This is a genomic window from Mycobacterium sp. NGS57 (genome assembly GCF_059812405.1).
This window is the reverse complement of sequence record NZ_JCALCP010000006.1, coordinates 181,424-206,709: the sequence shown is the minus strand read 5'-3', so window position 1 is coordinate 206,709 and position 25,286 is coordinate 181,424. Positions and strand designations below refer to the sequence as shown.

Annotated in this window: 16 protein-coding genes and 1 tRNA gene; 9 read left to right on the top strand and 8 right to left on the bottom strand. The window is 68.8% G+C overall.

Annotated elements, in window-relative coordinates; all coding sequences use genetic code 11:
- Nucleotides 1-41: 41 nt before the first annotated feature.
- Nucleotides 42-1,367: a lipocalin-like domain-containing protein gene (locus AC5Y43_RS13560; RefSeq protein WP_499973148.1), complete on the top strand. Its 1,326-nt coding sequence runs from the start codon at nucleotides 42-44 to the stop codon at nucleotides 1,365-1,367.
- Between the two features lie 84 nt (nucleotides 1,368-1,451).
- Here AC5Y43_RS13560 and AC5Y43_RS13555 read toward each other — a convergent pair whose 3' ends face one another.
- Nucleotides 1,452-2,594, bottom strand: coding sequence for an aromatic ring-hydroxylating oxygenase subunit alpha (locus AC5Y43_RS13555; protein WP_499973146.1), 1,143 nt, complete (start codon nucleotides 2,592-2,594; stop codon nucleotides 1,452-1,454).
- A 52-nt stretch (nucleotides 2,595-2,646) separates the two neighbouring features.
- A complete protein-coding gene (locus AC5Y43_RS13550; protein WP_499973145.1) occupies nucleotides 2,647-3,492 on the bottom strand; it encodes a helix-turn-helix domain-containing protein in 846 nt (281 codons plus the stop codon).
- 84 nt (nucleotides 3,493-3,576) lie between these two features.
- On the opposite strand from AC5Y43_RS13550, the gene AC5Y43_RS13545 reads away from it, so the two are divergent.
- The 5 genes from AC5Y43_RS13545 to AC5Y43_RS13525 all read left to right on the top strand — a co-directional run bounded on the left by AC5Y43_RS13545 (nucleotide 3,577) and on the right by AC5Y43_RS13525 (nucleotide 16,414).
- Nucleotides 3,577-4,005, top strand: a complete 429-nt coding sequence (locus tag AC5Y43_RS13545) for a hypothetical protein (protein WP_499973143.1) — start codon at nucleotides 3,577-3,579, stop codon at nucleotides 4,003-4,005.
- Nucleotides 4,006-4,065: 60 nt separating this feature from the next.
- On the top strand, nucleotides 4,066-4,785 hold the full coding sequence (locus tag AC5Y43_RS13540; protein ID WP_499973142.1) for a DUF1906 domain-containing protein: 720 nt from the start codon (nucleotides 4,066-4,068) through the stop codon (nucleotides 4,783-4,785).
- A 501-nt stretch (nucleotides 4,786-5,286) separates the two neighbouring features.
- Nucleotides 5,287-14,514 carry a fatty acid synthase subunit beta domain-containing protein gene (locus tag AC5Y43_RS13535; protein WP_499973140.1) on the top strand — a complete coding sequence of 3,076 codons (9,228 nt, stop codon included), beginning with the start codon at nucleotides 5,287-5,289 and terminating at the stop codon, nucleotides 14,512-14,514.
- A gap of 31 nt (nucleotides 14,515-14,545) precedes the next feature.
- Nucleotides 14,546-14,938 (top strand): holo-ACP synthase AcpS, encoded by a 393-nt coding sequence (gene acpS / locus AC5Y43_RS13530; protein ID WP_499973138.1) that lies wholly within the window; start codon nucleotides 14,546-14,548, stop codon nucleotides 14,936-14,938.
- 138 nt (nucleotides 14,939-15,076) lie between these two features.
- Complete coding sequence (locus AC5Y43_RS13525; protein WP_499973135.1) at nucleotides 15,077-16,414, top strand: dipeptidase; 1,338 nt, start codon at nucleotides 15,077-15,079, stop codon at nucleotides 16,412-16,414.
- 3 nt (nucleotides 16,415-16,417) lie between these two features.
- Here AC5Y43_RS13525 and AC5Y43_RS13520 read toward each other — a convergent pair whose 3' ends face one another.
- From AC5Y43_RS13520 to bcp, 3 genes are all read right to left on the bottom strand, one after another.
- Nucleotides 16,418-16,858 (bottom strand): nitroreductase family deazaflavin-dependent oxidoreductase, encoded by a 441-nt coding sequence (locus AC5Y43_RS13520; protein ID WP_499973133.1) that lies wholly within the window; start codon nucleotides 16,856-16,858, stop codon nucleotides 16,418-16,420.
- Nucleotides 16,859-16,882: 24 nt separating this feature from the next.
- The gene (locus tag AC5Y43_RS13515; protein ID WP_499973131.1) at nucleotides 16,883-17,674 is read right to left on the bottom strand and encodes a bestrophin-like domain; all 792 of its coding nucleotides are present in this window, start codon (nucleotides 17,672-17,674) and stop codon (nucleotides 16,883-16,885) included.
- 112 nt (nucleotides 17,675-17,786) lie between these two features.
- Nucleotides 17,787-18,266, bottom strand: coding sequence for a thioredoxin-dependent thiol peroxidase (gene bcp, locus AC5Y43_RS13510; RefSeq protein ID WP_499973129.1), 480 nt, complete (start codon nucleotides 18,264-18,266; stop codon nucleotides 17,787-17,789).
- Nucleotides 18,267-18,316: 50 nt separating this feature from the next.
- Between bcp and AC5Y43_RS13505 the strand changes: the two genes are divergently transcribed.
- Complete coding sequence (locus tag AC5Y43_RS13505; protein WP_499973127.1) at nucleotides 18,317-18,544, top strand: DUF3618 domain-containing protein; 228 nt, start codon at nucleotides 18,317-18,319, stop codon at nucleotides 18,542-18,544.
- Here AC5Y43_RS13505 and AC5Y43_RS13500 read toward each other — a convergent pair whose 3' ends face one another.
- The 3 genes from AC5Y43_RS13500 to AC5Y43_RS13490 all read right to left on the bottom strand — a co-directional run bounded on the left by AC5Y43_RS13500 (nucleotide 18,545) and on the right by AC5Y43_RS13490 (nucleotide 21,789).
- Nucleotides 18,545-20,284, bottom strand: a complete 1,740-nt coding sequence (locus tag AC5Y43_RS13500) for a DUF3556 domain-containing protein (RefSeq protein ID WP_499973126.1) — start codon at nucleotides 20,282-20,284, stop codon at nucleotides 18,545-18,547.
- An 85-nt stretch (nucleotides 20,285-20,369) separates the two neighbouring features.
- Nucleotides 20,370-20,445: transfer RNA gene (locus tag AC5Y43_RS13495), tRNA-Lys, on the bottom strand.
- A 105-nt stretch (nucleotides 20,446-20,550) separates the two neighbouring features.
- Complete coding sequence (locus AC5Y43_RS13490) at nucleotides 20,551-21,789, bottom strand: GNAT family N-acetyltransferase (RefSeq protein ID WP_499973427.1); 1,239 nt, start codon at nucleotides 21,787-21,789, stop codon at nucleotides 20,551-20,553.
- Between the two features lie 121 nt (nucleotides 21,790-21,910).
- Here AC5Y43_RS13490 and AC5Y43_RS13485 point away from each other — a divergent pair, with 121 nt between their 5' ends.
- Both AC5Y43_RS13485 and AC5Y43_RS13480 read left to right on the top strand, forming a co-directional pair.
- Nucleotides 21,911-24,271, top strand: coding sequence for an MMPL family transporter (locus AC5Y43_RS13485; RefSeq protein ID WP_499973125.1), 2,361 nt, complete (start codon nucleotides 21,911-21,913; stop codon nucleotides 24,269-24,271).
- The gene (locus tag AC5Y43_RS13480; protein ID WP_499973123.1) at nucleotides 24,264-25,166 is read left to right on the top strand and encodes a DMT family transporter; all 903 of its coding nucleotides are present in this window, start codon (nucleotides 24,264-24,266) and stop codon (nucleotides 25,164-25,166) included. Before AC5Y43_RS13485 ends, AC5Y43_RS13480 begins: the two co-directional genes overlap by 8 nt.
- Nucleotides 25,167-25,286 lie beyond the last annotated feature (120 nt).

Here is a 25,286-nt window from a genome sequence, read left to right as displayed (position 1 = left end):
CTATTGACGCTAACATAGTCAAAAAAGCAGGATGGCGTGACATGACCGGCAATTGGCGCACGTACCCGTTTCAGTTGGTGCCCGGAGATGCCCAACTGGATTTCCCCGCCGCCGAGGGCGAGCACCCCGACCAGGAATCGGACACCTGGTTCATCGCCGGCCAGCTCGACGCCACCGCGAGCGGCCGCTCGTTCGCCTTCCTGACGATCTTCAACAAGAACCGGCCCGGGGGAACGATCGTCGCCGACTTCTACACGATGGCGCTGTTCGACCTGGACACCGGTGACTACGGCACCTACACGGACTACGACATGCCGCCGGCCAACATGGAGCCCGGGGCGCAACGCAAGCTGGCCATGGCGACCGGGTATCTCGACCTCGGCTACCACAGCAGCGCGGGCACCGCGTCGTGGAGCGCCTGCCGCGACGCCGACGGGCAATTGCTGCCGTACACCTACCGCGTCAGCCTGGTGGGCGAGGACCGCTCCGGCCGGCCGATGCGGCTGGACCTGGCCGTAACCCCAACGCGCGCACCGACACCGGTCGGCGCGTCGACCTACAACGGGAAGATCGCCTGCTTCGGTCAGACCGACACCTACTCGTATTTCCAAACCGGGATGGCCATGACGGGGACCCTGCGCTGGGGAGACGCCGTCGAGCAGGTCTCGGGCAGCGGCGGACACGTCGACCGGCAGTGGTTCCCGAAGTACGCCGGCGGCGGCGGAAGCGGGGGAGACCCGCGCGCCAGGTCCCACGAATGGCGCACCATCAACTTCGACAACGGCGTGGACTTGAGCATCTGGCGCCAGTTCGACCGCACCAACGGCAATGCGCTGCAACCCTTTACCGGCGTGACGGCCAGCTATCCGGACCAGCCGCCCGCCTGCGCGGAGGACGTCGAGGTCACGGTCAGCAGCTACGTCCGCTGGCCGGAGGCGGTGCGGCCCCTGGTACGGCCCGTGGCCACGGCCCGGTACCTGGCCGATCGCCACCGGATCACCTGCGCCACACTGCGACTCGACATCGTCGGGGAACCGCTGGTGCCGGCCCCGGCGCACGGCCTGCCGATCGAGTACATGGAGGGGCCGTACCGCTACCAGGGAACGCTGGCCGGCCAACCCGTGACCGGGTTCGCGTTCAACGAGCGTTCGCTGGCGCTGTACCGGGATTGGGAGCTGGTCGAGGTGCTCGCGACCGCCGCCGCCAACGAGGCGCCGGAGCTTCAGCCGATGGCGGATCGGCTCCCGCCGCTGGTCGCCGCCGGGCGCCGCGAGGAGGCGGTCGCGTTGCTGAATGACCTGCGGCGGGCCGAAAGCCGGTCGTTCGCAACGCTTCTCGACGACCTCATCGCCGTGCTGTCGGACTAGCGCGTGCGTCGAGACTGAAACTACGCACACGTTCTGCGGCGTGTCGTGTGCGTGGGTTACGTGTCGCGGAAACGGCGGCCGCGGTCAGGTTGCCTCGGCTATCGCCCGGGCCCAGCTGAGGTGGCGGTGCTGCAGGCCCGGCTCGTTCCGCCCGAACTGCAGGTGATCGCGGGCCCCCGACTCCAGGTTGGCCTGCAGGCCCGCGACCAACCGGTAGTCCTCGTCGCGCACGGTGGCGTGGGCGTACTCGAAGACGGCCTGGGCGCCGGCGGCCACGGATTCGTCGGACAGGTCCAGCGGAGTCGAGTTCTGGTGCACGGTGATTGACCGGCCTGGCCGGTCGCCGGGGTAGATCCGGAACAGCTCGCCGTTGGCGATGGTCACCGACAGCACGATGTTCGGGAACAGCGCGTAGATCACGACCATGTTGTGGAACGGGTCCCACCGCTCTTCGGGCACCTCGTCGAGTTCCAGGATCGCGTTCAGCGGGAAGATCAACCGGTGATGGGGGCCGTAGGAGTCGAACACCGTGCAGTTGCTGCGGGCGATGGTGGCGAAGGTGTCGCGGTGCACGGTGGCGAAGTGGTAGTTCTCCGAGAAGGTGTCGACGGCCAGTTTCCAGTTGATCGGGGAGTCGAGCACCTTCTCGCCCAGCGGGGACCAGCGTCCGATGCCCCACGAATCGAGCTCGTCGCCGAGCGGCCCGAGGTGCGCGGCAAGGTCCAGCTCAGCGCCGGGATCCAGTGCTACCCAGAGGAATCCGGCGTATTCGGCGGCCGGCAGCTCGGTCAGACCGTCGGAGCGCGGCGCCACGTCGGGAAAGCCCTCGCGGCCGGGCACGCCGACCAACTTGCCCGTGTTGTCGTAGGTCCACGCGTGGTACGGGCAGGTGAATCGCTTGGCGTTGCCGCACCCGGTGACCACCTGCGACTGGCGGTGCAGGCAGATGTTGTCGAACGCCTTGACCGATCCGTCCGAGGTTCGGGTCAGCAGGAGCGAACGTCCCATCACCGTCTTGGTGCAATACGCGCCGGGCTGCGGGAGCTCCGAAACATAGCCGACCAGTTGGGGACTGGCCATCAACATGGCGCGGTCGCGCTCGTGTCGCTCGATCGAGGTGTAGTCGGCCGCGTCGACGGCGTGCACGCCCGGCGCAAGGTCAGTTGTCTTGTCGCGCGCCAACTTCAGGGCTCGCCGGGTCAGGTCGATGAGCTGGTCGTGTTCCATCTGAACTCCGGTTGCAGTCGAGTGCTCGCGGTAACCCTACTAACTTAATGCGCTAGCGGGAGCCGAGGAAGGGCAGCAGCTGCGGATGCCGTTGCGCGATCGTGCGGAGACGCTGATCGCTGTCGAGACCGTGCAGGTAGTCGGCGGTGGCCGGGTCCGCGGGAAAGAACGACTCGATGATGAGGCTCTCCACCGAGATGTCGAGCGGGCTGCCGAAGGTGGCGACGGTGCTGATGAACCGCAGCTCGGTGCCGTCCAGGGTGAGCATCCGAAATGGCACGTACAGCTCGCCCGTCTGCTCGCCGCGGTGGACTCCGGGAGGCGCCGGGTAATTCGACAGTTCCTCGTACAGCCGGCGGATGTCGGGTGCCGCGGTGGCCCGCGCGTGCCGGCGAACCCGGCCCAGGATGGACGAGTGCACCTCGGCGCGGTTGAGCAGTCGCTGCGCCAACCCCCGCGGGTGCAGGCACAGTTTCATGACGTTGATCGGCGGGCGCAGCAGCTCGGGGTCGACCCCTTCGGCGAGCACGACGCAACCCACATTCCCCGCGATCAGGTTCCAGCAGGCGTCGGTGACGATGGCCGGATACGGGGCGTGGCCGGCCAATACCGAGTCGACGGCCGCCTTCACCGGCCTCATCCGCTCGGCGTCCAGGGTGTGCTCGCCGAACACGGGCGCATAGCCGCCGTCGAGCAGCAGTCGGTTGCGCGCAGCCAGCGGGAGATCCAGGGACTCGCCGACGCGCAGCAGCAAGGCGCGGCTGGCATTGGCCCTGCCGGTCTCGACGAAGCTGAGATGGCGGGGGGAGACGCCAAGCTGATGCGCGAGTTCCATCTGGCTCAATCGCCGGCGAGTGCGCCACTCGCGCACCGCGATACCCGCTGTGCCCCCAGACATCTTTCGAACCTAACGGTGTTGGGCACCTCAACCACTACCTCACAGGTAATCGACGTGCTTACCTCGGCGGCGAAGACTGCACTCATGACCACCACACCGAAGCCAACCACGCCGCCGCAACCCGCCGGCCTGCGCCGCGCGTTCGCCGCGGCGGCCGTCGGCCGGATCCTGCTGGGCGCCACCGCATTCGCGTACCCGGCCTCCCAGACCCGCATGAACGGCGTGCCGGATCACCTGCTGTCCACCGAGCTCAAGTACCTGATCCGCATTTTCGGCGCGCGGGCCCTGGGTCTGGGTGTCGGGTATCTCGGCAGTGACGAGCCCAACCGCCGGAGGTGGCAATACATCGGCCTGATGGTCGACACGCTCGACAACGTCAACGCCCTGATGGAACTGCGCCGCCTCGAGCGCGGCGATCCCAGGGTCCGCTCACTGCTGAGCCTGATGGCGGTGACCGGCCCCTACGCCGTGTTGGGCGCGGTGGGGGCGCTCCAGCGACGATTCGCCCTGTGATGCAGATGTGATCCATGTGTCTGATGTGTCTTGTGAGGTTTCTGCCGTACCCTGTGGCATGTGTCCGTACCGCGCCGTGACGTGCTCAAATACGCGGCCGCGACTCCGGGCCTGGTCGGGCTGGGCGTCGCGGCGGCGTCGCTGCGAGCCGCCCCGGTGTCGGCGTCGCTGGGCACCCTGCTCGACTACGCGGCCGGGGTCATCCCGGCCAGTGCCATCAGGGCGGCCGGGGCGCTGGGATCCATCCGGTACGTGTCCGACCGCCGGCCCGGCGGCAATTGGATGCTGGGCAAGCCGATTCAGGTCGGCGAAGCCCGCGACCTGAGTAGCAACGGGCTCAAAATCGTGTCGTGCTACCAGTACGGCAAGGGCAGCACCGCCGACTGGCTGGGCGGGGCGGCCGCGGGGGTCAAGCATGCCCAGCGGGGGATGCAATTGCATGCCGCCGCCGGCGGTCCGGCGAACGCCCCGATCTACGCGTCGATCGACGACGACCCGTCATACGAGCAGTACAAGCAGCAGATCGTGCCGTATCTGCGGTCCTGGGAGTCGGTGATCGGGCATCAGCGCACCGGCGTGTACGCCAACTCGAAGACCATCGACTGGGCGCTGCACGACGGGCTGGGTTCGTACTTCTGGCAGCACAACTGGGGCTCCCCGAAGGGGTTCACCCACCCGGCGGCAAGCCTGCATCAGGTCGAGATCGACAAACGCAGCGTCGGCGGCATCGGGGTGGACGTCAACGAGATCGTCAAACCCCAATTCGGTCAGTGGGTCTGAGGCATCCCGGCGCCACCGTTCCCAGCAAACACTCGTTCGCTCATTTTCCGACCGGGCCGGCTCCGGTGACGCCGTCGGAGCAACGCCGGCACGACCTGAACGGCACGATTTTTTTCATATAACGATTCGATAACAATCGTGCTTTGATCAGCGCAGTTATGGCTACTCGACCGTAACCACCCACATGCAGCAGGTTTGTTCGCCGCGCCGCCGCGGCCGGTTCGACGGGGTGTTACCCACGACACGGTTACCCGTGCGTAGAACTCGCCAGTAACCGTTCGACATGCGAAAAAGGCGCCGATCCTTATGACACTCTTAGTACAGCCGATGCTGTCCGCCGCGCCGCTTGATCCTCGCGGGCGGTGCGCCGACAACACACCGGTGAGCCGTCCTCCGGCTGTGGTTCGACGCTGAATCACGCCGCCGACTGAGACCGAGCACGCCCGTCCTCCGGGGGCGACGGGCGAAGACGCAAAAGACGCACACAGGGAGATACACAAGGTGACGATCCACGAGCACGATCAAGTGTCAGCCGACCGCGACGGCAACAGCCCGCACGACACCCATGCTCTGGTCGATCGCCTGACGGCCGGCGAGCCGTACGCCGTGGCATTCGGCGGGCAGGGCAGCGCGTGGCTGGAGACGCTCGAGGAGCTGGTCTCGTCGGCCGGGATCGAATCCGACCTGGCGACGCTGGTGGGCGAGGCCGACCTGTTGCTCGAGCCGGTGGCCAAAGAGTTGGTCGTGGTGCGTCCGATCGGTTTCGAGCCGCTGAGCTGGGTGCGCGCGCTGGCGGCCGAGGACCCGGTCCCCTCCGACAAGCACCTGACGTCGGCCGCGGTGTCGATCCCCGGCGTGCTGCTCACCCAGGTCGCCGCAGCGCGGGCCCTCGCGCGTCAGGGCATGGACTGGACCGCGAAGCCGCCGGTGGCCGTCATCGGGCATTCCCAGGGCGTGCTCGCCGTCGAGGCATTCCAGGCGGCCGGCGCCCGCGACGCCGAACTGCTGGCGTCCGCGCAGCTCATCGGTGCGGCCGGCACGCTGGTGGCGCGCCGGCGCGGCATCTCCGTGCTGGGCGACCGCCCGCCGATGGTGTCGGTGACCAACGCCGACCCGGATCGCATTCGCCGGCTGCTCGACGAGTTCGCGCAGGACGTGCGCACGGTGCTGCCCCCGGTGTTGTCCATCCGCAACGGCCGCCGCTCGGTGGTCATTACCGGAACGCCCGAGCAGCTCTCGCGCTTCGAGCTGTATTGCCGGCAGGTCTCGGACAAGGAAGAGGCCGACCGCAAGAACAAGGTCCGCGGCGGCGACGTCTTCGCCCCCGTCTTCGACCCGGTGCAGGTGGAGGTGGGCTTCCATACGCCGCGGCTGGCCGACGCCATCGACATCGTGGGGGGATGGGCCGAGAAGGTCGGCCTCGACGTCGCGCTGACCCGCAAGCTGGCCGAGGCGATCCTGGTGAACGGCGTCGACTGGGTGGACGAGATCACGCGTGTTCACCGGGCCGGCGCCCGCTGGATCCTCGATCTGGGACCCGGCGACATCCTCACCCGCCTGACCGCGCCGGTGATCCGCGGTCTCGGCGTCGGCATCGTGCCCGCGGCCACCCGCGGCGGACAGCGCAACCTTTTCACCGTCGGCGCCGTCCCCGAGGTCGCCCGCGCGTGGTCGACCTACGCCCCGACCGCGGTTCGCCTGCCGGACGGCCGGGTCAAGCTGTCGACGAAGTTCACCCGCCTGACGGGGCGGTCGCCTATTCTGCTCGCGGGCATGACCCCGACCACCGTCGATGCCAAGATCGTCGCCGCCGCGGCCAACGCCGGGCACTGGGCCGAGCTGGCCGGTGGCGGGCAGGTCACCGAGGAAATCTTGGCCGCCCGCATCCAGGAGCTCTCCGGCCTGCTCGAGCCCGGCCGCACCTATCAGTTCAACGCGCTGTTCCTCGACCCGTACTTGTGGAAGTTGCAGGTCGGGGGCAAGCGGCTGGTGCAGAAGGCCCGCCAGTCCGGCGCGGCGATCGACGGCCTGGTGATCAGCGCGGGCATCCCCGAACTCGAGGACGCCGTCGAGCTGATCGGCGAGCTCAACGACGTCGGCATCAGCCACGTGGTGTTCAAGCCCGGCACCGTCGAGCAGATCCGCTCGGTCATCCGCATCGCGACCGAGGTGCCGACCAAGCCGGTGATCATGCACATCGAGGGCGGCCGGGCCGGCGGGCACCACTCCTGGGAAGACCTCGACGACCTGCTGATCGCCACGTACTCGGAATTGCGGTCACGCCCCAACATCACCGTCTGCGTCGGCGGCGGCATCGGCACCCCCGAGCGGGCGGCCGAATATCTGTCCGGACGCTGGGCGCAGGCCTACGGCTTCCCGCTGATGCCGATCGACGGCATCCTGGTGGGCACCGCGGCGATGGCGACGCTCGAGTCGACCACGTCGCCGTCGGTCAAGCGGATGCTGGTCGAGACCAACGGCACCGACCAGTGGATCAGCGCCGGAAAAGCCCAGGGCGGCATGGCATCCAGCCGCAGCCAGCTCGGCGCCGACATCCACGAGATCGACAACAGCGCCTCCCGGTGCGGTCGGCTGCTCGACGAGGTCGCCGGCGACGCCGAGGCGGTCGCCGAGCGCCGCGACGAGATCATCGCCGCGATGACCAACACCGCCAAGCCGTATTTCGGCGACGTGGCGGAGATGACCTACCTGCAATGGCTGCGGCGCTACGTCGAACTGGCCATCGGCGACGGCGATTCGACCGCCGACACCGCTGCCCCCGGCAGCCCGTGGCTGGCCGACACCTGGCGCGACCGGTTCGAGCAGATGCTCAAGCGCGCCGAAGCGCGTTTGCACGCACAGGATTTCGGCCCGATCGAGACGCGGTTCGACGACGCGGCGCTGCTGGAAACGCCCGAGGCGGCGATCGCCACGCTGCTCGCGCACTACCCGGACGCCGAGACCGTGCAGCTGCACCCCGCCGACGTTCCGTTCTTCGTCACGCTGTGCAAGACGCTGGGCAAGCCGGTCAACTTCGTGCCGATCATCGACAAGGATGTGCGGCGCTGGTGGCGCAGTGACTCGCTGTGGCAGGCGCACGATGCCCGCTACGACGCCGACCAGGTGTGCATCATCCCCGGCACCGCCGCGGTCGCCGGCATCACCCGGATGGACGAACCCGTCGGCGAGCTGCTGGACCGCTTCGAGCAGGCCGCCATCGACGAGGTGATGTCCACCGACGGGCACCCCCGGCCCGTCACGTCGCGCCGGCTGGGCCGCGCCGACGTCACCGGACCGCTGGCCGTCGTTCTCGACGCCCCCGACGTGCAGTGGGCCGGCCGCACCACGACCAACCCGGTGCACCGCATCGGCGACCCGGCCGAGTGGCTCGTGCACGAAGGGCCCGAAAGCCGCCGCGCCACACACTCTTCCACCGGGGCGCGCCTGGAAACCGACGGCGGCAACGTGGTGTTGAGTGTGCCGATCTCCGGCGTCTGGCTCGACATCCCGTTCACCTTGCCGGACAACACGATTGACGGCGGCATCCCGGTCATCTCCAGCGAGGACGCCGCCACCGCCATGCGCGCGGTCCTGGCGATCGCCGCCGGCGTCGACGGGCCGGAGTTCCTCCCCGCGGTCACCGGCGGGACGGCCACCGTGACGGTGGACTGGGACCCCGAGCGCGTCGCCGACCACACCGGCGTCACGGCCACCTTCGGGGAGCCGCTGGCGCCCAGCCTCACCACCGTGCCCGACGCGCTCGTCGGGCCGTGCTGGCCCGCCGTTTTCGCCGCGATCGGCTCGGCCGTCACCGACGACGGCGTCCCGGTCGTGGAGGGTCTGCTCAGCCTGGTGCACCTGGACCACGCCGCCCACGTCGTCGGCAAGCTGCCGACGGTGCCGGCCCAATTGGAAATCACCGCAACGGCTTCGCGCGCCGTCGACACCGACATGGGCCGGGTCGTCGAGGTCGCGGTGACGATCACCAACACCTATGGTGAGACGATCGCCACGCTCGATGAGCGATTCGCGATCCTGGGGCGCACCGGCGGTGCGGAGCTCACCGATCCCGTGCGGGCCGGCGGCGCGGTGTCGGAGAACGCGACCGACACCCCGCGCCGGCGCCGCCGCGACGTCACGCTGTCCGCGCCCGTGGACATGCGGCCGTTCGCGGTCGTCTCCGGTGACCACAACCCCATTCACACCGATCGGTCGGCGGCGCTGCTGGCGGGCCTGGAATCGCCGATCGTGCACGGCATGTGGCTGTCGGCCGCCGCGCAGCACGCGGTGACCGCCACCGACGGTCAGGCCCGTCCGCCCGCACGGCTGATCGGCTGGACCGCGCGGTTCCTGGGTATGGTGCTCCCGGGCGACGAGGTCGACTTCCGGGTGGACCGCGTCGGAATCGACCGGGGTGCAGAGGTTTTGGAGGTCACCGCCCGCGTCGGCTCGGATCTGGTGATGTCGGCCACCGCCCGGCTGGCCTCCCCGAAGACGGTCTACGCGTTCCCCGGCCAAGGCATCCAGTACAAGGGCATGGGCATGGAGGTGCGGGCCCGGTCCAAGGCGGCCCGCAAGGTGTGGGACAAGGCCGACAAGTTCACCCGCGACACGCTGGGCTTCTCGGTGCTGCACGTGGTGCGCGACAACCCGACCAGCATCATCGCCAGCGGCGTGCACTACCACCACCCCGACGGCGTGCTGTACCTGACCCAGTTCACGCAGGTCGCGATGGCGACCGTCGCGGCCGCGCAGGTGGCCGAGATGCGCGAGCAGGGCGCCTTCGTCGAAGACGCCATCGCCTGCGGCCACTCCGTCGGCGAGTACACCGCGCTGGCCTGCGTCACGGGTATCTACGAGCTGGAAGCCTTGCTGGAGATGGTGTTTCACCGCGGCTCGAAGATGCACGACATCGTGCCGCGCGACGAGCTGGGCCGCTCCAACTACCGGCTCGCGGCGATCCGGCCCTCGCAGATCGACCTGCCGGACGACGAGGTCCCGGCTTTCGTCGCCGAAATCTCCGAGCGCACCGGGGAATTTCTCGAGATCGTGAACTTCAACCTGCGCGGCTCGCAGTACGCGATCGCCGGCACGGTGCGCGGCCTGGAGGCGTTGGAGGCCGAGGTCGAGCGGCGCCGGGAGCTCACCGGCGGCCGTCGCTCGTTCATTTTGGTGCCCGGCATCGACGTTCCCTTCCATTCGCGGGTATTGCGCGTCGGCGTGGCCGATTTCCGCCGTTCCCTCGAGCGGGTCATGCCGCGCGACAAGGACCCCGAGCCGATCATCGGCCGCTACATTCCGAACCTGGTGCCGCGGCCGTTCACGCTGGATCGCGATTTCATCCAGGAGATCCGGGATTTGGTGCCCGCCGAGCCGCTCGACGAGATCCTGGCCGACTACGACACCTGGCGTCGCGAGCGTCCCCGCGAGATGGCGCGCAAGATCTTCATCGAATTGCTGGCCTGGCAGTTCGCCAGCCCGGTGCGCTGGATCGAGACGCAGGACCTGCTGTTCATCGAGGAGGCCGCGGGCGGGCTGGGCGTCGAGCGGTTCGTCGAGATCGGCGTGAAGTCGTCGCCGACCGTCGCCGGCCTGGCCACCAACACCCTCAAGCTGCCCGAATATGCCCACAGCGCAGTGGAAGTGCTCAACGCCGAGCGCGACGCCGCCGTGCTGTTCGCCACCGACACCGACCCGGAGCCGGAGCCCGAGGAAGAGGCGACGGAGCCCGCGGAGCCCATCGCCGAGTCGATGCCGACCGAGGCGGCCCCCGCCGCACCGGCGTCGGCGCCGGCAGCCCCGTCGGGTACCGCGCGGCCGGACGACATCGGTTTCGACGCCGCCGATGCCACGCTGGCGCTGATCGCGCTGTCGGCCAAGATGCGCATCGACCAGATCGAGGAGCTGGACTCCATCGAGTCCATCACCGACGGCGCGTCGTCGCGGCGTAACCAGCTGCTGGTGGACCTGGGTTCGGAGCTGAACCTGGGCGCCATCGACGGGGCCGCCGAGGCCGACCTGGCCGGGTTGCGCTCGCAGGTGACCAAGCTGGCGCGCACCTACAAGCCTTTCGGCCCAGTGCTTTCCGACGCGATCAACGATCAGCTGCGGACGGTGCTCGGCCCGTCGGGCAAGCGGCCGGCCGCCATCGCCGAGCGGGTCACCAAGGCCTGGGAGCTGGGCGAGGGCTGGGTCAAGCACGTCACAGTCGAGGTCGCGCTGGGCACCCGCGAGGGCACCAGCGTCCGCGGGGGAGCCATGGGCAACCTGCACGAGGGGGCGCTGGCCGACGCCGCGTCCGTCGACAAGGTCATCGACGCCGCGGTCACCTCGGTGGCCGCGCGGCGCGGCATTGCGGTGGCGCTGCCGTCGGCCGGCGGTGGCGGCGGCGCGACCGTCGACGCCGCGGCGCTGAGCGAATTCACCGACCAGATCACCGGCCGTGACGGCGTGCTGGCCTCGGCGGCCAGGCTGGTGCTCGGGCAGCTGGGCCTGGACGACCCGATCAGCGCGGCGCCGGCGGCCACCGACGCCGAGCTCATCGACCTGGTCACCGCCGAATTGGGCGCGGACTGGCCACGTTTGGTGGCGCCGGTGTTCGACGCGAAGAAGGCCGTGCTGTTCGACGACCGCTGGGCCAGCGCCCGCGAGGACCTGGTCAAGCTGTGGCTGACGGACGAGGGCGACATCGACACCGACTGGATGCGGCTGTCGGAACGGTTCGAGGGTGCCGGGCATGTCGTCGCCACCCAGGCCACCTGGTGGCAGGGCAAGGCACTGGCGGCCGGCCGCCAGATCCACGCGTCGCTGTACGGCCGCATCGCCGCCGGCGCCGAGAACCCCGATCCCGGCCCGCACAGCAGCGAGGTCGCCGTGGTGACGGGTGCCTCCAAGGGCTCGATCGCGGCATCGGTGGTCGCGCGGCTACTCGACGGCGGCGCGACCGTGGTCGCGACGACGTCCAAGCTCGACGACGAGCGGCTGGCGTTCTACCGCGGGCTCTACCGCGACCACGCCCGCTACGGCGCCGCGCTGTGGGTCGTCGCGGCCAACATGGCGTCCTACTCCGACATCGACGCCCTGGTCGAATGGGTCGGCACCGAGCAAACCGAAAGCCTTGGGCCACAGTCGATTCACATCAAGGACGCGCAGACCCCGACGCTGCTGTTCCCATTCGCCGCGCCCCGCGTGGTCGGCGACCTGTCCGAGGCCGGCTCCCGCTCCGAGATGGAGATGAAGGTGCTGCTGTGGGCGGTGCAGCGGTTGATCGGCGGGCTGTCGAAGATCGGCGCCGAGCGCGACATCGCGTCGCGGCTGCACGTGGTGCTGCCCGGCTCGCCCAACCGCGGAATGTTCGGCGGCGACGGCGCCTACGGCGAGGCCAAGTCGGCGCTCGACGCGCTGGTGAGCCGCTGGCACGCCGAGTCGTCGTGGGCGGCGCGGGTCAGCCTGGCGCACGCGCTGATCGGCTGGACCCGCGGCACCGGGCTGATGGGTCACAACGACGCCATCGTCAGCGCCGTGGAGGAGGCCGGTGTCACCACCTACTCGACCGACGAGATGGCCGGGCTGCTGCTGGGCCTGTGCGACGTGGAATCGAAGGTGGCCGCGGCCATTTCGCCGATCAAGGCCGACATGACCGGCGGCCTGGCCGAAGCCGACCTGGACATGGCCGAGCTGGCGGCCAAGGCGCGCGAGGAGATGACGTCGGAGGCCGCGGCCGAGGACGCTCCCGCCGAAGGCACCATCGCGGCGCTGCCGTCGCCGCCCCGCGGCTACCGCCCCGCGCCGGCACCGGAGTGGGCCGACCTCGACGTCGACCCCGCCGACCTGGTGGTGATCGTCGGCGGCGCCGAGCTCGGGCCCTACGGCTCGTCGCGCACCCGGTTCGAAATGGAGGTCGACAACGAGCTGTCGGCGGCCGGTGTGCTGGAGCTGGCCTGGACCACCGGGCTGATCCGCTGGGAGGACGACCCCCAACCCGGTTGGTACGACACCGAATCCGGCGATCTGGTCGACGAGGCCGAGCTGGTCGAGCGCTACCACGACACCGTCGTCGAGCGCTGCGGCATCCGCGAGTTCGTCGACGACGGCGCGATCGATCCCGACCACGCGTCGCCGTTGCTGGTCTCGGTGTTCCTGGAGAAGGACTTCGCCTTCGTGGTCTCCTCGGAGGCCGATGCCCGCGCGTTCGCCGAATTCGACCCGGGCCACACGGTGATCAGGCCGGTGCCGGATTCCAGCGACTGGCAGGTCATCCGCAAGGCGGGCACCGAGATTCGGGTGCCGCGCAAGACCAAGCTGTCGCGGGTGGTGGGCGGCCAGATCCCGACCGGGTTCGACCCGACCGTGTGGGGCATCAGCGCCGACATGGCGAGTTCGGTTGACCGGCTTGCGGTGTGGAACATCGTGGCGACCGTCGACGCGTTCCTGAGTGCCGGCTTCACCCCGGCCGAGGTGATGCGCTACGTACACCCGAGCCTGGTGGCCAACACGATGGGCACGGGCATGGGTGGCGGCACGTCGATGCAGACGATGTATCACGGCAACCTGCTGGGCCGTAACAAGCCCAACGACATCTTCCAGGAAGTGTTGCCGAATATTGTTGCCGCGCACGTGGTTCAGTCCTACATCGGCAGCTACGGCGCGATGATCCATCCCGTCGCCGCGTGCGCGACGGCGGCGGTGTCGGTCGAGGAGGGCCTCGACAAGATCCGGCTCGGCAAGGCCGAGATGGTGGTCGCCGGCGGCATCGACGACCTGACGCTGGAGGGCATCATCGGCTTCGGCGACATGGCCGCCACCGCCGACACCGGCATGATGCGTGGCCGCGGCATCCACGACTCGAAGTTCTCCCGGCCCAACGACCGGCGCCGGCTGGGCTTCGTGGAGGCCCAGGGCGGCGGCACCATCCTGCTGGCGCGCGGTGACCTCGCGCTGAAGATGGGCTTGCCCGTGCTGGCGGTGGTCGCCTTCGCGCAGTCGTTCGGCGACGGCGTGCACACCTCGATCCCGGCCCCCGGCCTGGGCGCGCTGGGCGCCGGGCGCGGCGGCAGGCAGTCGCCGCTGGCACGCGCGCTGGCCAAGCTGGGCGTGACCGCCGACGACGTCGCGGTGATCTCCAAGCACGACACGTCGACGCTGGCCAACGACCCCAACGAGACCGAGCTGCACGAGCGGCTCGCGGACTCACTGGGCCGCTCCCCGGGTGCGCCGCTGTTCGTGGTGTCGCAGAAGAGCCTCACCGGGCACGCCAAGGGCGGCGCGGCGGTCTTCCAGACGATGGGGCTGTGCCAGATGCTGCGCGACGGGGTGATTCCGCCCAACCGCAGCCTGGATTGCGTCGACGACGAGCTGGCCGGCTCGGCCCACTTCGTCTGGGTGCGCGAGACCCTGCGGCTGGGGGAGAAGTTCCCGCTCAAGGCCGGGATGCTGACCAGCCTCGGGTTCGGGCACGTGTCCGGGCTGGTGGCGCTGGTGCACCCGCAGGCGTTCATCGCCGCGCTGGATCCGGAGCAGCGCGCGGACTACCGGCGGCGCGCCGATGCACGGCTGCTGACCGGCCAGCGGCGGCTGGCGTCGGCCATCGCGGGGGGTCCGCCGATGTACGAGCGTCCGCCGGACCGCCGCTTCGACCACCACGCGCCGGAGAAGCGCCAGGAGGCGGCGATGCTGCTGAACCCGGCCGCGCGGCTCGACGACGGTGACGTGTACGAGGCCTCCTGCTGATGCCTGCCGTCATCCGTTAACCTTCCGACCCATGGGAATAGTCGGCGTGGGGATCGACGTCGTCTCCATTCCAGATTTCGCCGAGCAGGTCGACCAGCCGGGGACGGTGTTCGCCGAGACGTTCACCCCGGGTGAGCGTCGCGACGCCTCGGACAAGAGTTCGTCGGCGGCGCGCCACCTGGCCGCCCGGTGGGCCGCGAAGGAGGCGGTGATCAAGGCGTGGTCGGGGTCGCGGTTCGCCCAGCGCCCGGTGCTGCCGGAGGGCATCCACCGCGACATCGAGGTCGTCACCGACATGTGGGGGCGCCCGCGGGTGCGGTTGACCGGTGACATCGCCAGGCATCTGGCCGAGGTGACGATCCACGTGTCGCTGACCCACGAGGGCGACACCGCCGCCGCGGTCGCGATCCTGGAGACTTCCTGACCCTCCTTTGCCGCGAGCGGCCACCCTCCTTTGCCGCGAGCGGCCGTGTCTGTACGGCGACACGCCGCAAAGCGTGGCATTTTGCGGGCGCTCGCCGGCTCGTAATTGCCCCGCGGTGCGCCGACTAGCCTCGAGGGCATGAGCGATCTGGTTGAGCGCGTCCGCGAGGTGCTGCCGTCGGTGCGCCGCGACCTCGAGGATTTGGTGCGCATCGAATCGGTGTGGGCGGACCCCGCGCGGCGCGACGAGGTGCACCGCAGCGCGCGGGCGGTCGCGGATCTGTTGTCGCAGGCGGGTTTCGGCGACGTGCGCATCGTCAGCGAGGGCGGGGCGCCGGCGGTCATCGGGCACCATCCGGCGCCGCCGGGCGCGCCCACCGTGTTGCTGTATGCCCACCACGACGTGCAGCCCGAGGGTGACCGCGCCCAGTGGGTGTCGCCGCCGTTCGAGCCCACCGAACGCGACGTCCGGCTCTACGGCCGCGGCAGCGCCGACGACAAGGCAGGCATAGCAACGCATTTGGCGGCGTTTCGGGCGCACGACGGCAAGCCCCCGGTGGGCGTGACGGTCTTCGTCGAGGGCGAGGAGGAGTCCGGCTCGCCCTCGCTGGGCCGGCTGCTGGCCGCCCACCGCGACGCGCTGGCCGCCGACGTCATCGTCATCGCCGACTCGGACAACTGGAGCACCGAGATTCCGGCGCTGACGGTGTCGCTGCGCGGCCTGGCCGACTGCGTCGTCGAGGTGGCCACGCTCGACCACGGGCTGCACTCCGGTCTGTGGGGCGGCGTGGTGCCCGACGCGCTCACGGCGCTGGTGCGCCTGCTGGCCAGCCTGCACGACGACGACGGCAACGTGGCCGTGGCGGGCCTGCACGAAAGCACCGCGGCCACAGTCGGGTACCCGCCCGAGCGGGTCCGGGCCGACACAGGACTTCTGGATGGGGTGTCGGAGATCGGCTCCGGCTCGGTGCCGCAGCGGCTATGGGCCAAACCGGCGATCACCGTGATCGGCATCGACACGACATCGATTGCGGCGTCGTCGAATACGTTGATTCCGCGCGCCCGCGCCAAGGTCAGCATGCGCGTCGCTCCCGGCGGCGACGCCGCCGCGCACCTGGACGCGTTGCGCAACCACCTGGAGCGGCACGCGCCGTGGGGTGCGCAGGTCACCGTCACACCCGGCGACGTCGGTCAGCCCTACGCGATCGACGCCAGCGGGCCGGTCTACGATGCCGCGCGGGCGGCCTTTCGGCAGGCCTGGGGTGTCGAGCCGATCGACATGGGCATGGGCGGCTCGATCCCGTTCATCGCCGAGTTCGCCGCGGCGTTCCCGCAGGCGAAGATCCTCGTCACCGGCGTCGAGGACCCCGCCACCCAGGCGCACAGCATCAACGAGAGCCTCGATCTCGGCGTCCTGGAACGCGCGGCGATCAGCGAGGCGCTGCTGCTGGCCAATCTGGGCGAACGGGCGCCGTGAGTTCTAGCGTCTGGGCGTGAGGACCACGATGGGGATCGGTCGCGCCGTGCGCTTCTGGTACTCGGCGTACGTGCCCCTGTTGACCTTGTTGACGATTTTCCACAGTCGGCCGTACTCAGGATCACCCGGCAGGACGGGCCGTGCTGCGGCATCGAAACGCCTGGGCCCGACGTTGATTTCCACGTCAGGGCGAGCCTTCAAATTGTGGTACCAGCCCGGCGACCGCGGAGCGCCGCCGTTGGAGGCGGTCACCAGGTAGTCCTCGCCGTCGCGGCCATAGGCCAGCGACGCGGTGCGCGGCTCGCCGGTCTTCGCGCCAATCGTGTGGAGCAACAGGCTGGGAATCCACATCATCCGGTGGCCGATCCAACCGTGGGTGCCCTGATACACCTTGTCGTGCAATCGCATGTATCCGAAGAGTGCCTTCTCGACGAACGAATTCATGGCAACAGTATTGCCGAGCCAAAGTTAAGAAACGGGCTGGGAGAGCACCGTGACCACTTCTTGCAGTGCGTCCGGGCTCGTAGATACCGCGCCGACATACGGGTGAGCCAGTTCAAGGACGAGGAAGAGGTTGGTGGCGACGATGACGCCGACGATGGCCACCATCGAATAGTGCAGGATAGATTTCTCGACCCCGTAGATGATCACGGCGCCGAGCACCAGACCGCTTGTCACGAAGATCACTGTCCAGAACGGCCAGGGGAGTCCGGCGTCTTCGCGGGCGGTGAGTATTCGCGCGGTGCGCGCCTGGCTGATCTTGTCGAGGTTGGAAAAGGACGTCGCGAGCAGGGTCTTCTGGGTGTTCGTCTTCGCCGCTACGCCGTCGTAGGCCTGATATACGTGGGCCAGGGCGGTGTCGGCGTCTGGCGATCGGCTGTTCCCGGCGTTCGGCCATTCAGCGATGGCGGCATGTTCATACGCCAGCAGACTCTGGTGGATGCGGTCTCTATCCGCCGTGTCGAAAAAGACTGCGTCTCTGGCCATCTGCGCCGCCGCTGCGCCCTCGGCGCGTGCGTTACCGTCTGCGGCGTTGTTCTGCCCCCACATGGAGGAGGCGACAAATCCGATGAAGAAGGCGTAGACGAACCCGATGAAGCCGTAGGTGAACTTGGTGACGTCGTTGTGTGCGTCACCTTTGAGCACTGGGAATCGTCGACGCACGTACCTCTGAAGCAACACCGCTCCGCCCGCAATGAGCACGATCAGGCCGGTGAGCAGCACCCACGACGGGATGTGGGTCACGATCCACCAACTCATCGGCGGTGCTCCCAAACGGTTCGACGGCAAAGCGGATGCGCCGTTCGACTGGAGGGTCGGCTGTGCTCCGTCGGAGCAATCGGTGAAACCCGACGGGCGCGCACTGCTTCACTCAGTGCTTGCCATCGAGCATCTGCTTGATCTTCGTCGCGGTATGTGCCGCCTTGACGTTGTACTGCGCGACGGCGATCTCGCCTTTTTCGTCGACCACGAAGGTGGAGCGGATGACGCCGGTGACGGTCTTGCCGTACATCTGCTTCTCGCCGTAGGCGCCCCAGGCCGTCAGCACCTTGCGGTCGGGGTCGGACAGCAGGGGGAACGTCAGCTTCTCGGCGTCCCGGAATTTGGCGAGCTTCTCCGGCTTGTCGGGGGAGATGCCGATGACGTCGAGACCGGCGTCGTTGAGGTCGTGAAGGTTGTCGCGAAAGGCGCACGCCTGTTTGGTGCACCCCGGTGTCGAGGCGGCCGGATAGAAGTAGACGACGACTTTGCGTCCCTTGTAGTCGGCCAGCGACACCTTGTTGCCGTCTGCGTCGGGCAGGGTGAAGGTGGGGGCCTTGTCTCCGGGCGCTAGCCGTGGGGTTTCGGTCACTGATCTAGGGTAGTGCCTCAGGTGCATCAGCCGACTTGGAGGACAGAGACGTGGCGGACCGGGACCCCGAGGCCATCAAGCGGGACATCGACGCCGCCCGCGACCAGCTGGCGGCAACCGTCGACTCGCTGGCTGAGCGGGCCAATCCGCGCCGTCTCGCCGACGACGTCAAGGCCCGGGTGCTCGAGTTCGTGCAGAAGCCCGCGGTGCTCGTGTCGCTGGCCGGGGTCGGGGCCGTCGTCGTGGTGGTCGTGGTCCGCCGGGTCAGGAACCGCTAGTCACGACATCCCGGCGCCGGCGGCGCTTTGGATGTGCACCGGGAGATCATCGGCCCACGGCTGACTGGTGACCATGTCGTCGACGTCGATGTAGCCGCGCTCGAATTCGCCCGTCGCCGCGTCGACGAGCCGGTATTCCTGGGTCTTTCGCTGGATCGGCTGCGCGTCGAGGATGACCACCCGCACTTCGCCGGGCTCGAACCCGCAGCGCCGCTGCAGCGCGCGGACGAGGCACTCGTTGTGCATGTGCCCGTCACCGAAGTTCCAGCCCAGCACCATCGCGCACAGGATCTCGCCCTCGCACAGGTTGTAGTCGTTCTCGTCGTAGCCGGCCATCGCCCGGTGGGCGAGCGTGAACAGCGCGCGCCCATGGGTGTTCATGCCGCGGAACGCCATGGCCAGGTGGATGGGCACCAGCGTCTCCTCTTTGTTGCCGTACAACCGCTCGAGTTGCAAGTGGTACATCGGTCCGAGGGCGCGCGCGCCGACGCGGAACTTCTCGTCGGCCGACGGTTTCACGCACCACACCGTGGTGTCCCAGTTGCCGGCGTAGTAGCGCATGCCGGGCAGGAAGGAAACCTTGCGCGGGTAGAGGTTTCCGACGACGACGACGCTCGCCATGACCGCGAACAGCACGACGGGCCACGGCCCGCTCAGCGCCGACAACCCGATGCCCGCGTGTGCGACGAACAACCACAGCACGCCGAAGATCATGAACACGTTCCACTCCAGCGGCACGCCCATCGGGAAGGCCAACAGGATGTTGAGGTGGAAGACGATCATCACGAACGCGGCGACGGCCGTCGGCCAGCCGCCGTGCGAGAACAACAGCGCCAGCGGAACCAGTCCCTCCACCGCGGTCGAGAAGTGGGCGATGAAACCCGCTAATGTGCTGGGCCGCAGGTCATCCGGGTAGCGTTTGAACATCGACCGCTTCAGCGGCCCGGACGGGATGAACGGGTTGTTGGCCAGCATCGTCGAGATCACGAACGGGAAGTGCCGGTTGAGTTTTGACGTGGCGGCGCCCAGCCAGATCACCATGAAGACCAGCTTGGCCCCGACGACGATGTCGGCCCCGGAGAACAGGAACACCAACGCCAATGGCGCGTACACCTCGCCGCGGGCGGCCAGGAAGATCACCTTGTCGCGCAGGCTGATCGCCGCCAGGACGGCCAGGATCGCGACGATCTGCCACGACGGCAGCACGCCAATCCTGGTGTCCAGGGCGGGAATTGGCCCCGTTCCGTCGGACACCAGCGCGGTCACGAGCAACGCGACCAGCGCGCCGTAGAGCAGCGCGTCGAACGCAGTCCTGTTGTCGCCCTTGGTCAGCGGCACCCGATCGGGCCAGGGCGGCAACCGGACGGTGCCCGGCCGCAGCCAGTACAGGATCGAACCCATCGGCGGGAAGTAGCGCCCGGCCAGCGGCCCGAAGCAGCAGCCGAGGCCGACGACCTCGAAGAGCATCGTGAACAGCACGGCCTTTTCGAAGACGATCGGTTCCGACCACCACGCGCCGACCGCGGTGAAGCTGCCGATCCCCGCTGTCAGCCACGCGAACAGCCAGCCGCCCAGGATGTACAGCGCGATCTTGACGCCGTACATCACGTGCATCACCAGTGGGGTGCCGAATCCGTGCTGGGCGATGTGGTGCACCATCGGCACGATGCGCTCGGCGCGGGTCTGCTTGCTCCACTCGGCCATGTCGACGACGGGCAGGTTCGGCTGGATGAATCCCATGGCAGCTCCTTTGCCAGCGATCGGTGTGCAAAAGAAGCTACCTGCATGCGACGTTAGAGCGGCAGGATTTGCTGCAGGTGGTGCGTGGTGCGCCGTCAGGGTTTCGAACCCCGGACCCGCTGATTAAGAGTCAGCTGCTCTACCAACTGAGCTAACGGCGCGTCGGTCATCCAAGACCGCGTTTGCGACAATAACAGGCGTTCTGTCGCGGCACGAAATCCCGGATTCCTTCCAGGGTAGCCGCTGGGCCGCGAGCAAAGCCCCGATCAAAACAGCGTCCCGCAGTACGGCGCGCGCTCGGTGCGTAAGGCGGCGTCCAGCTCGCGCAGCGCCCCGGGGCGCAACTCGCTGATGCGGCCCGCCCGCGAAAGCTCGGATGCCCGATGCGCACCCAGGTAGATCGTCGCCAGTTCGGCCAAGCCCAGTTGCAAATCGGCGGGCCCGTCGTGCGGCACACACTTCCCGACGCCGTCCCGGATCTGCAGCAGGAACGTTCCACCCGCGAGGTTCAGCGGGTCGGCGACCTCCAACACGACTTCGGCATCGGCGGAGTACGCGCGGGCGCCGAGCACCTCGGGCACGTCGTTGATCCGCACCCACAAAAAGTCGCTGCGGCCCGTGGTCCGCGCGGCGCGCTGGTCGCGCAGTTTGAGCGGCAGCGGATCGTCGACCGGCACGTCGATCTCCACCTCGTCGAACATCTCCAGCACCAGCAACGTCTCCAGCAGCTCGGTATGCGCCTCGTCGGTGATGGGGCAGAAGTCCTCGACGACGACGGTGCCGAACGGCGGCCGAAACGCGTGCTTGGCCTCGCCGATCACCCGATACGTCAGGAAGCCGTCGGGATGAACCGTGTAGTTCAGCGCGGACCCGCTGCCGCGTTTCGTCGGCCGGTCCTCTAACGAGTCGGCCCACCACGCGTCGCTCCTCTCGACGGCTCCAGGCGTTGCGGCACACCATCTTTCGTAAAGCTCGGGCAGGACGGCCCGGGCCTCGTCGGCGTTGACCTCGCGCGCCCGATTGGCGTCCGGCGAATCCCGCAGCTTCGCGAAGCGGCGATCCAGCGAGTACGAGTGCAGGTAGCTCGCCACTCCGGCGCCGAAACCGTCGTACATCGCGGTCTGGGTCGGCACGCCGCAGACGATCGGGTAGCCGCGGTCCAAAAGTATCCCCAGCCCCTGGGCGGACAGCTGCGCCCAAATTCCCGTGCCCTGATGCGTCGACGCGACGGTGATCATCGTCAGCCACGCGGCGCGCAGGCTGGCGCCGCCCGGCACGGTCAACCGCGAGCGGTAGATGATCGACGTCCCCACCAGGCGCGGGTGTTGCGCATCGGAGACGTCCTCGGCAACCAGGATGTCCTCGAGTTCGACCCGACGTTTCCATGCATCGACGTCCGCGGCGTCCACCGGATCGCCGAATGTGCGAGCCTGGTTTTCATAGACCGCCTGCCAGTCATCTTCGGTTGGATGTCTGATTTCCAAGGCTTCGTCCGTCGTATCCATGCTCATCCAATCGCTGCTGGCCCAGCCAAACCGCGCTCTGCACACCGATACCCGACTGCCAAAACGCCAAACCTCGTCACACCTGGGTCAGTCGGTCGCGTTCGGGGTATAGCGATACGCCATGCTGCGCGCAATCACCCGGCTCGCCATCGCCGCACCTCGCCGCATCATCGCGGTCGCGGTCCTGGCCCTGCTGGGGGCGGCGCTCTTCGGCATCCCGGTGGTCACCAGCCTGTCGGGCGGCGGTTTTCAGGACCCGACCTCGGAGTCCGCCCGCGCGACCGAGCTGCTGCGCGACAAGTTCAACCAAACCGACCAGCAGATGATGATCGCGCTGACCTCCCCGGCGGGAGCCCACAGCGCCCAGGCCCGGCGGGTCGCCACCGACATCGTCGACCAGCTGAAACGATCGCCGTGGGTATTGAACGTGTCCTCGGCGTGGACGTCACCGCCGCAGGCCGCCGCCCAGCTGGTCAGCAAGGATGACAAGTCCGGGCTGATCGTCGCCGGCCTGAAAGGCGGGGAGAACGACGCGCAGAAGTACGCCAGCACGCTCACCAAAGATTTGGTGCATGACCGCGACGGCGTCACGCTGCGCGCCGGCGGCATGGCCGTGGCGTATGCGCAGATCAACGACCAGAACGCGCGCGACTTGGTGCTGATGGAGTCCATCGCGATTCCGCTGAGCTTCGCGGTGCTGGTCTGGGTGCTCGGCGGGGCGGTGGCGGCGGCGCTGCCGATCGGGCTGGGTGCGCTGACCATCGTCCTGACGATGTCGGTGTTGCGGCTGATCAGCTTCGCGACCGACGTGTCGACGTACGCCCTGGACCTGAGCATCGCGATGGGCCTGGCTCTGGCGATCGATTACAACCTGCTGATCATCAGCCGCTTCCGCGAGGAGCTAGCGCGGGCGGGCGACCGGAACCTTGCGCTGTTCCGGACCATGGCCACCGCCGGCCGGACCGTACTGTTCTCGGCCACCACCGTCGGGCTGTCGATGGCGGTGATGGCGGTGTTCCCGATGTACTTCCTCAAGTCGTCGGCGTACACCATCGTCGCCACGGCCGCCATCGTCGCGCTCGCGACCATCGTGGTGACCCCGGCGGCGATCGCCCTGTTGGGCCCCCGGCTGGACGCCCTGGACGCCCGCCGCTGGTTTGCGCGTCGGGTGCCGCCGCGGGCCAAGTCGTGGCGCGACCACGCGAACCAGCCTGTCTACTCGCTGTTCTGGTATCGCTCGACCAAGTTCGTACTGCGCTACGCCGTGCCGGCGGGCCTGAGCGTCGTCGCGCTGCTGCTGCTGTTGGGCGTCCCGTTTCTGGGGGTGAGATGGGGCTTTCCCGACGAGCGGGTGCTGCCGCCGTCGGCATCGGCGCGCCAGGTCGCCGACATGCTCGACGGCGACTTCGCCAATGGGCTGGGCACCGGGGTGACCGTGGTGATCCCCGACGCGCGCGGGGTGACCCAGGCCGACCTGGCGCGCTATGCCGCCGAGCTGTCGCGCGTGCCCGACGTGTCCGCGGTCGCCGCGCCTACCGGCACGTTCGCCGCCGGACGACCCGTGGGACCCCCGGCCGCGGCCACCGCCATCGCCAACGGCAGTGCGTTCCTCACCGTGGCCAGCACCGCGCCCCTGTACTCGCAGGCCTCCAACACCCAACTCGACCGACTCCATGCGATCCCCGGCCCGGCGGGGCGGTCGGTGCAGATGACCGGGCTGGCGCAGATCAACCGCGACAGCGTCGACGCCATCACCAAGGGGTTGCCCACGGCGCTGGCGCTGATCGCCGCCATCACCTTCGCGCTGCTGTTGTTGCTCACCGGCAGTGCGGTCATACCGTTGCAGGCGCTGGTGTGCAACGTGTTGTCGCTGACCGCGGCGTTCGGCGCGATGGTGTGGATCTTCCAGGACGGTCACCTCGGCGCATTCGGGACGACCCCCACCGGGACGTTGAACGCCAACATCCCGGTTCTGTTGTTCTGCATAGCTTTTGGGCTGGCCATGGACTACGAGGTGTTCCTGGTCTCGCGGATCCACGAGTACTGGCGGGCCTCGCCGGCCGCGCGCGAGACGCGACCGATCCCGGCCGAGGCGCGCGCCGCCACCGACGAGAGCACGGCGCTGGGCATCGCCGGCATCGGCAGGGTGGTCACCACCGCCGCGGTGGTGATGTCGATTTCGTTCGCCGCGTTGATACCCGCGCACGTGTCGTTCATGCGCATGCTCGGTTTGGGTCTGACCCTTGCCGTGCTGGCTGACGCCACCCTGGTGCGGATGGTGCTGGTTCCGGCCTTCATCCACCTACTCGGCCGGTGGACCTGGTGGGCGCCGAAACCGTTGGCGTGGCTGCACGAACGGGTGGCGACGGGTGAGGCCGGCGCCGCGGAGGTGGGGCGGCGCCGCTGGGCCGCGGACGCGCCGAGCCGACGGGGGCCGTTGATCAAGAGGTGGCCCACCGGGGTCGTGAGCGGCCGTGGCTAGCACGCACGTCGCCGCTCTGCTCGCATTGGCGTCCGCGCTGTGCATCGCGCTCGGTGACGTGTTGCAGCAACGAGCGGCGCACTGCGCCACCGACCGCTCGGTCGGCCACGTCGAACTGTTCGCCAATCTGCTGCGCAGCCAACGTTGGTGGTGGGGCTTGATCCTGCTGGCTGCGAGCATCGCTCTGCAGGCGGCCGCGCTGGGCCGGGGGTCGGTGCTGATGGTGCAGGCGCTGCTCATGACGTCGCTGCTGTTCGCATTGCCGGTCAATGCCAGGCTGTCGCACCGCGCGGTGAGCGGCGGCGAATGGATCTGGGCCGGCTTGCTGACCGCCGCGGTGATCGTGGTGGTCGTCGTGGGCAATCCCCAGGCCGGACGTTCCAGCGCATCGCTGGGCACGTGGGCGGCGGTGGTCGCGGTGTTGGGGCCGCTGTTCGTCGCATGCGTTGTGGTGGCCCGCATTTGGGGCGGCTCCGTGGCGGCCGTGCTGTTGGCGTTCGTGTCGGGTTCGCTGTGGGGCGTCTTCGCGGTGCTGACCAAGGAGGTCGTCGCCCGGCTCGGCGGGGGCCAGTGGGCGCTGGCCCGAGCGCCGGAGTTCTATGCCTGGCTGTTGGTCGCGGCTGGGGGCTTTCTGTTCAGCCAGTTGGCTTTCCGCGCCGGCCCGTTGACCGCTTCGATGCCCGCCCTGCAGATGTCGCAGCCCGTGGTGGCGGCGGCGCTGGGGGTCGTCGTCCTCGACGAGACTCTGAACACGGGCCGCGGCGGAGTCGTCGCCTTGGTAGCGGCCGCACTGGTGATGACGGCGGCGATCGTCAAGCTCGCGCGGGTGGAGGCCGTCGCGACCCGGCGCAGGGTCGACGCGAAGCGGCACGAACCGGCCGGCCAGCCGGCGTAGTCACGCATCCGTCACGCTCGCCCGTAAGCGCGTTGTGGGCGGCCGGAAATTCATTACAATGCTTCCACTGTTTCTGGTCAGCGGTGACCAAACCCAAACGGATCGATTCGAAAGGTTTGC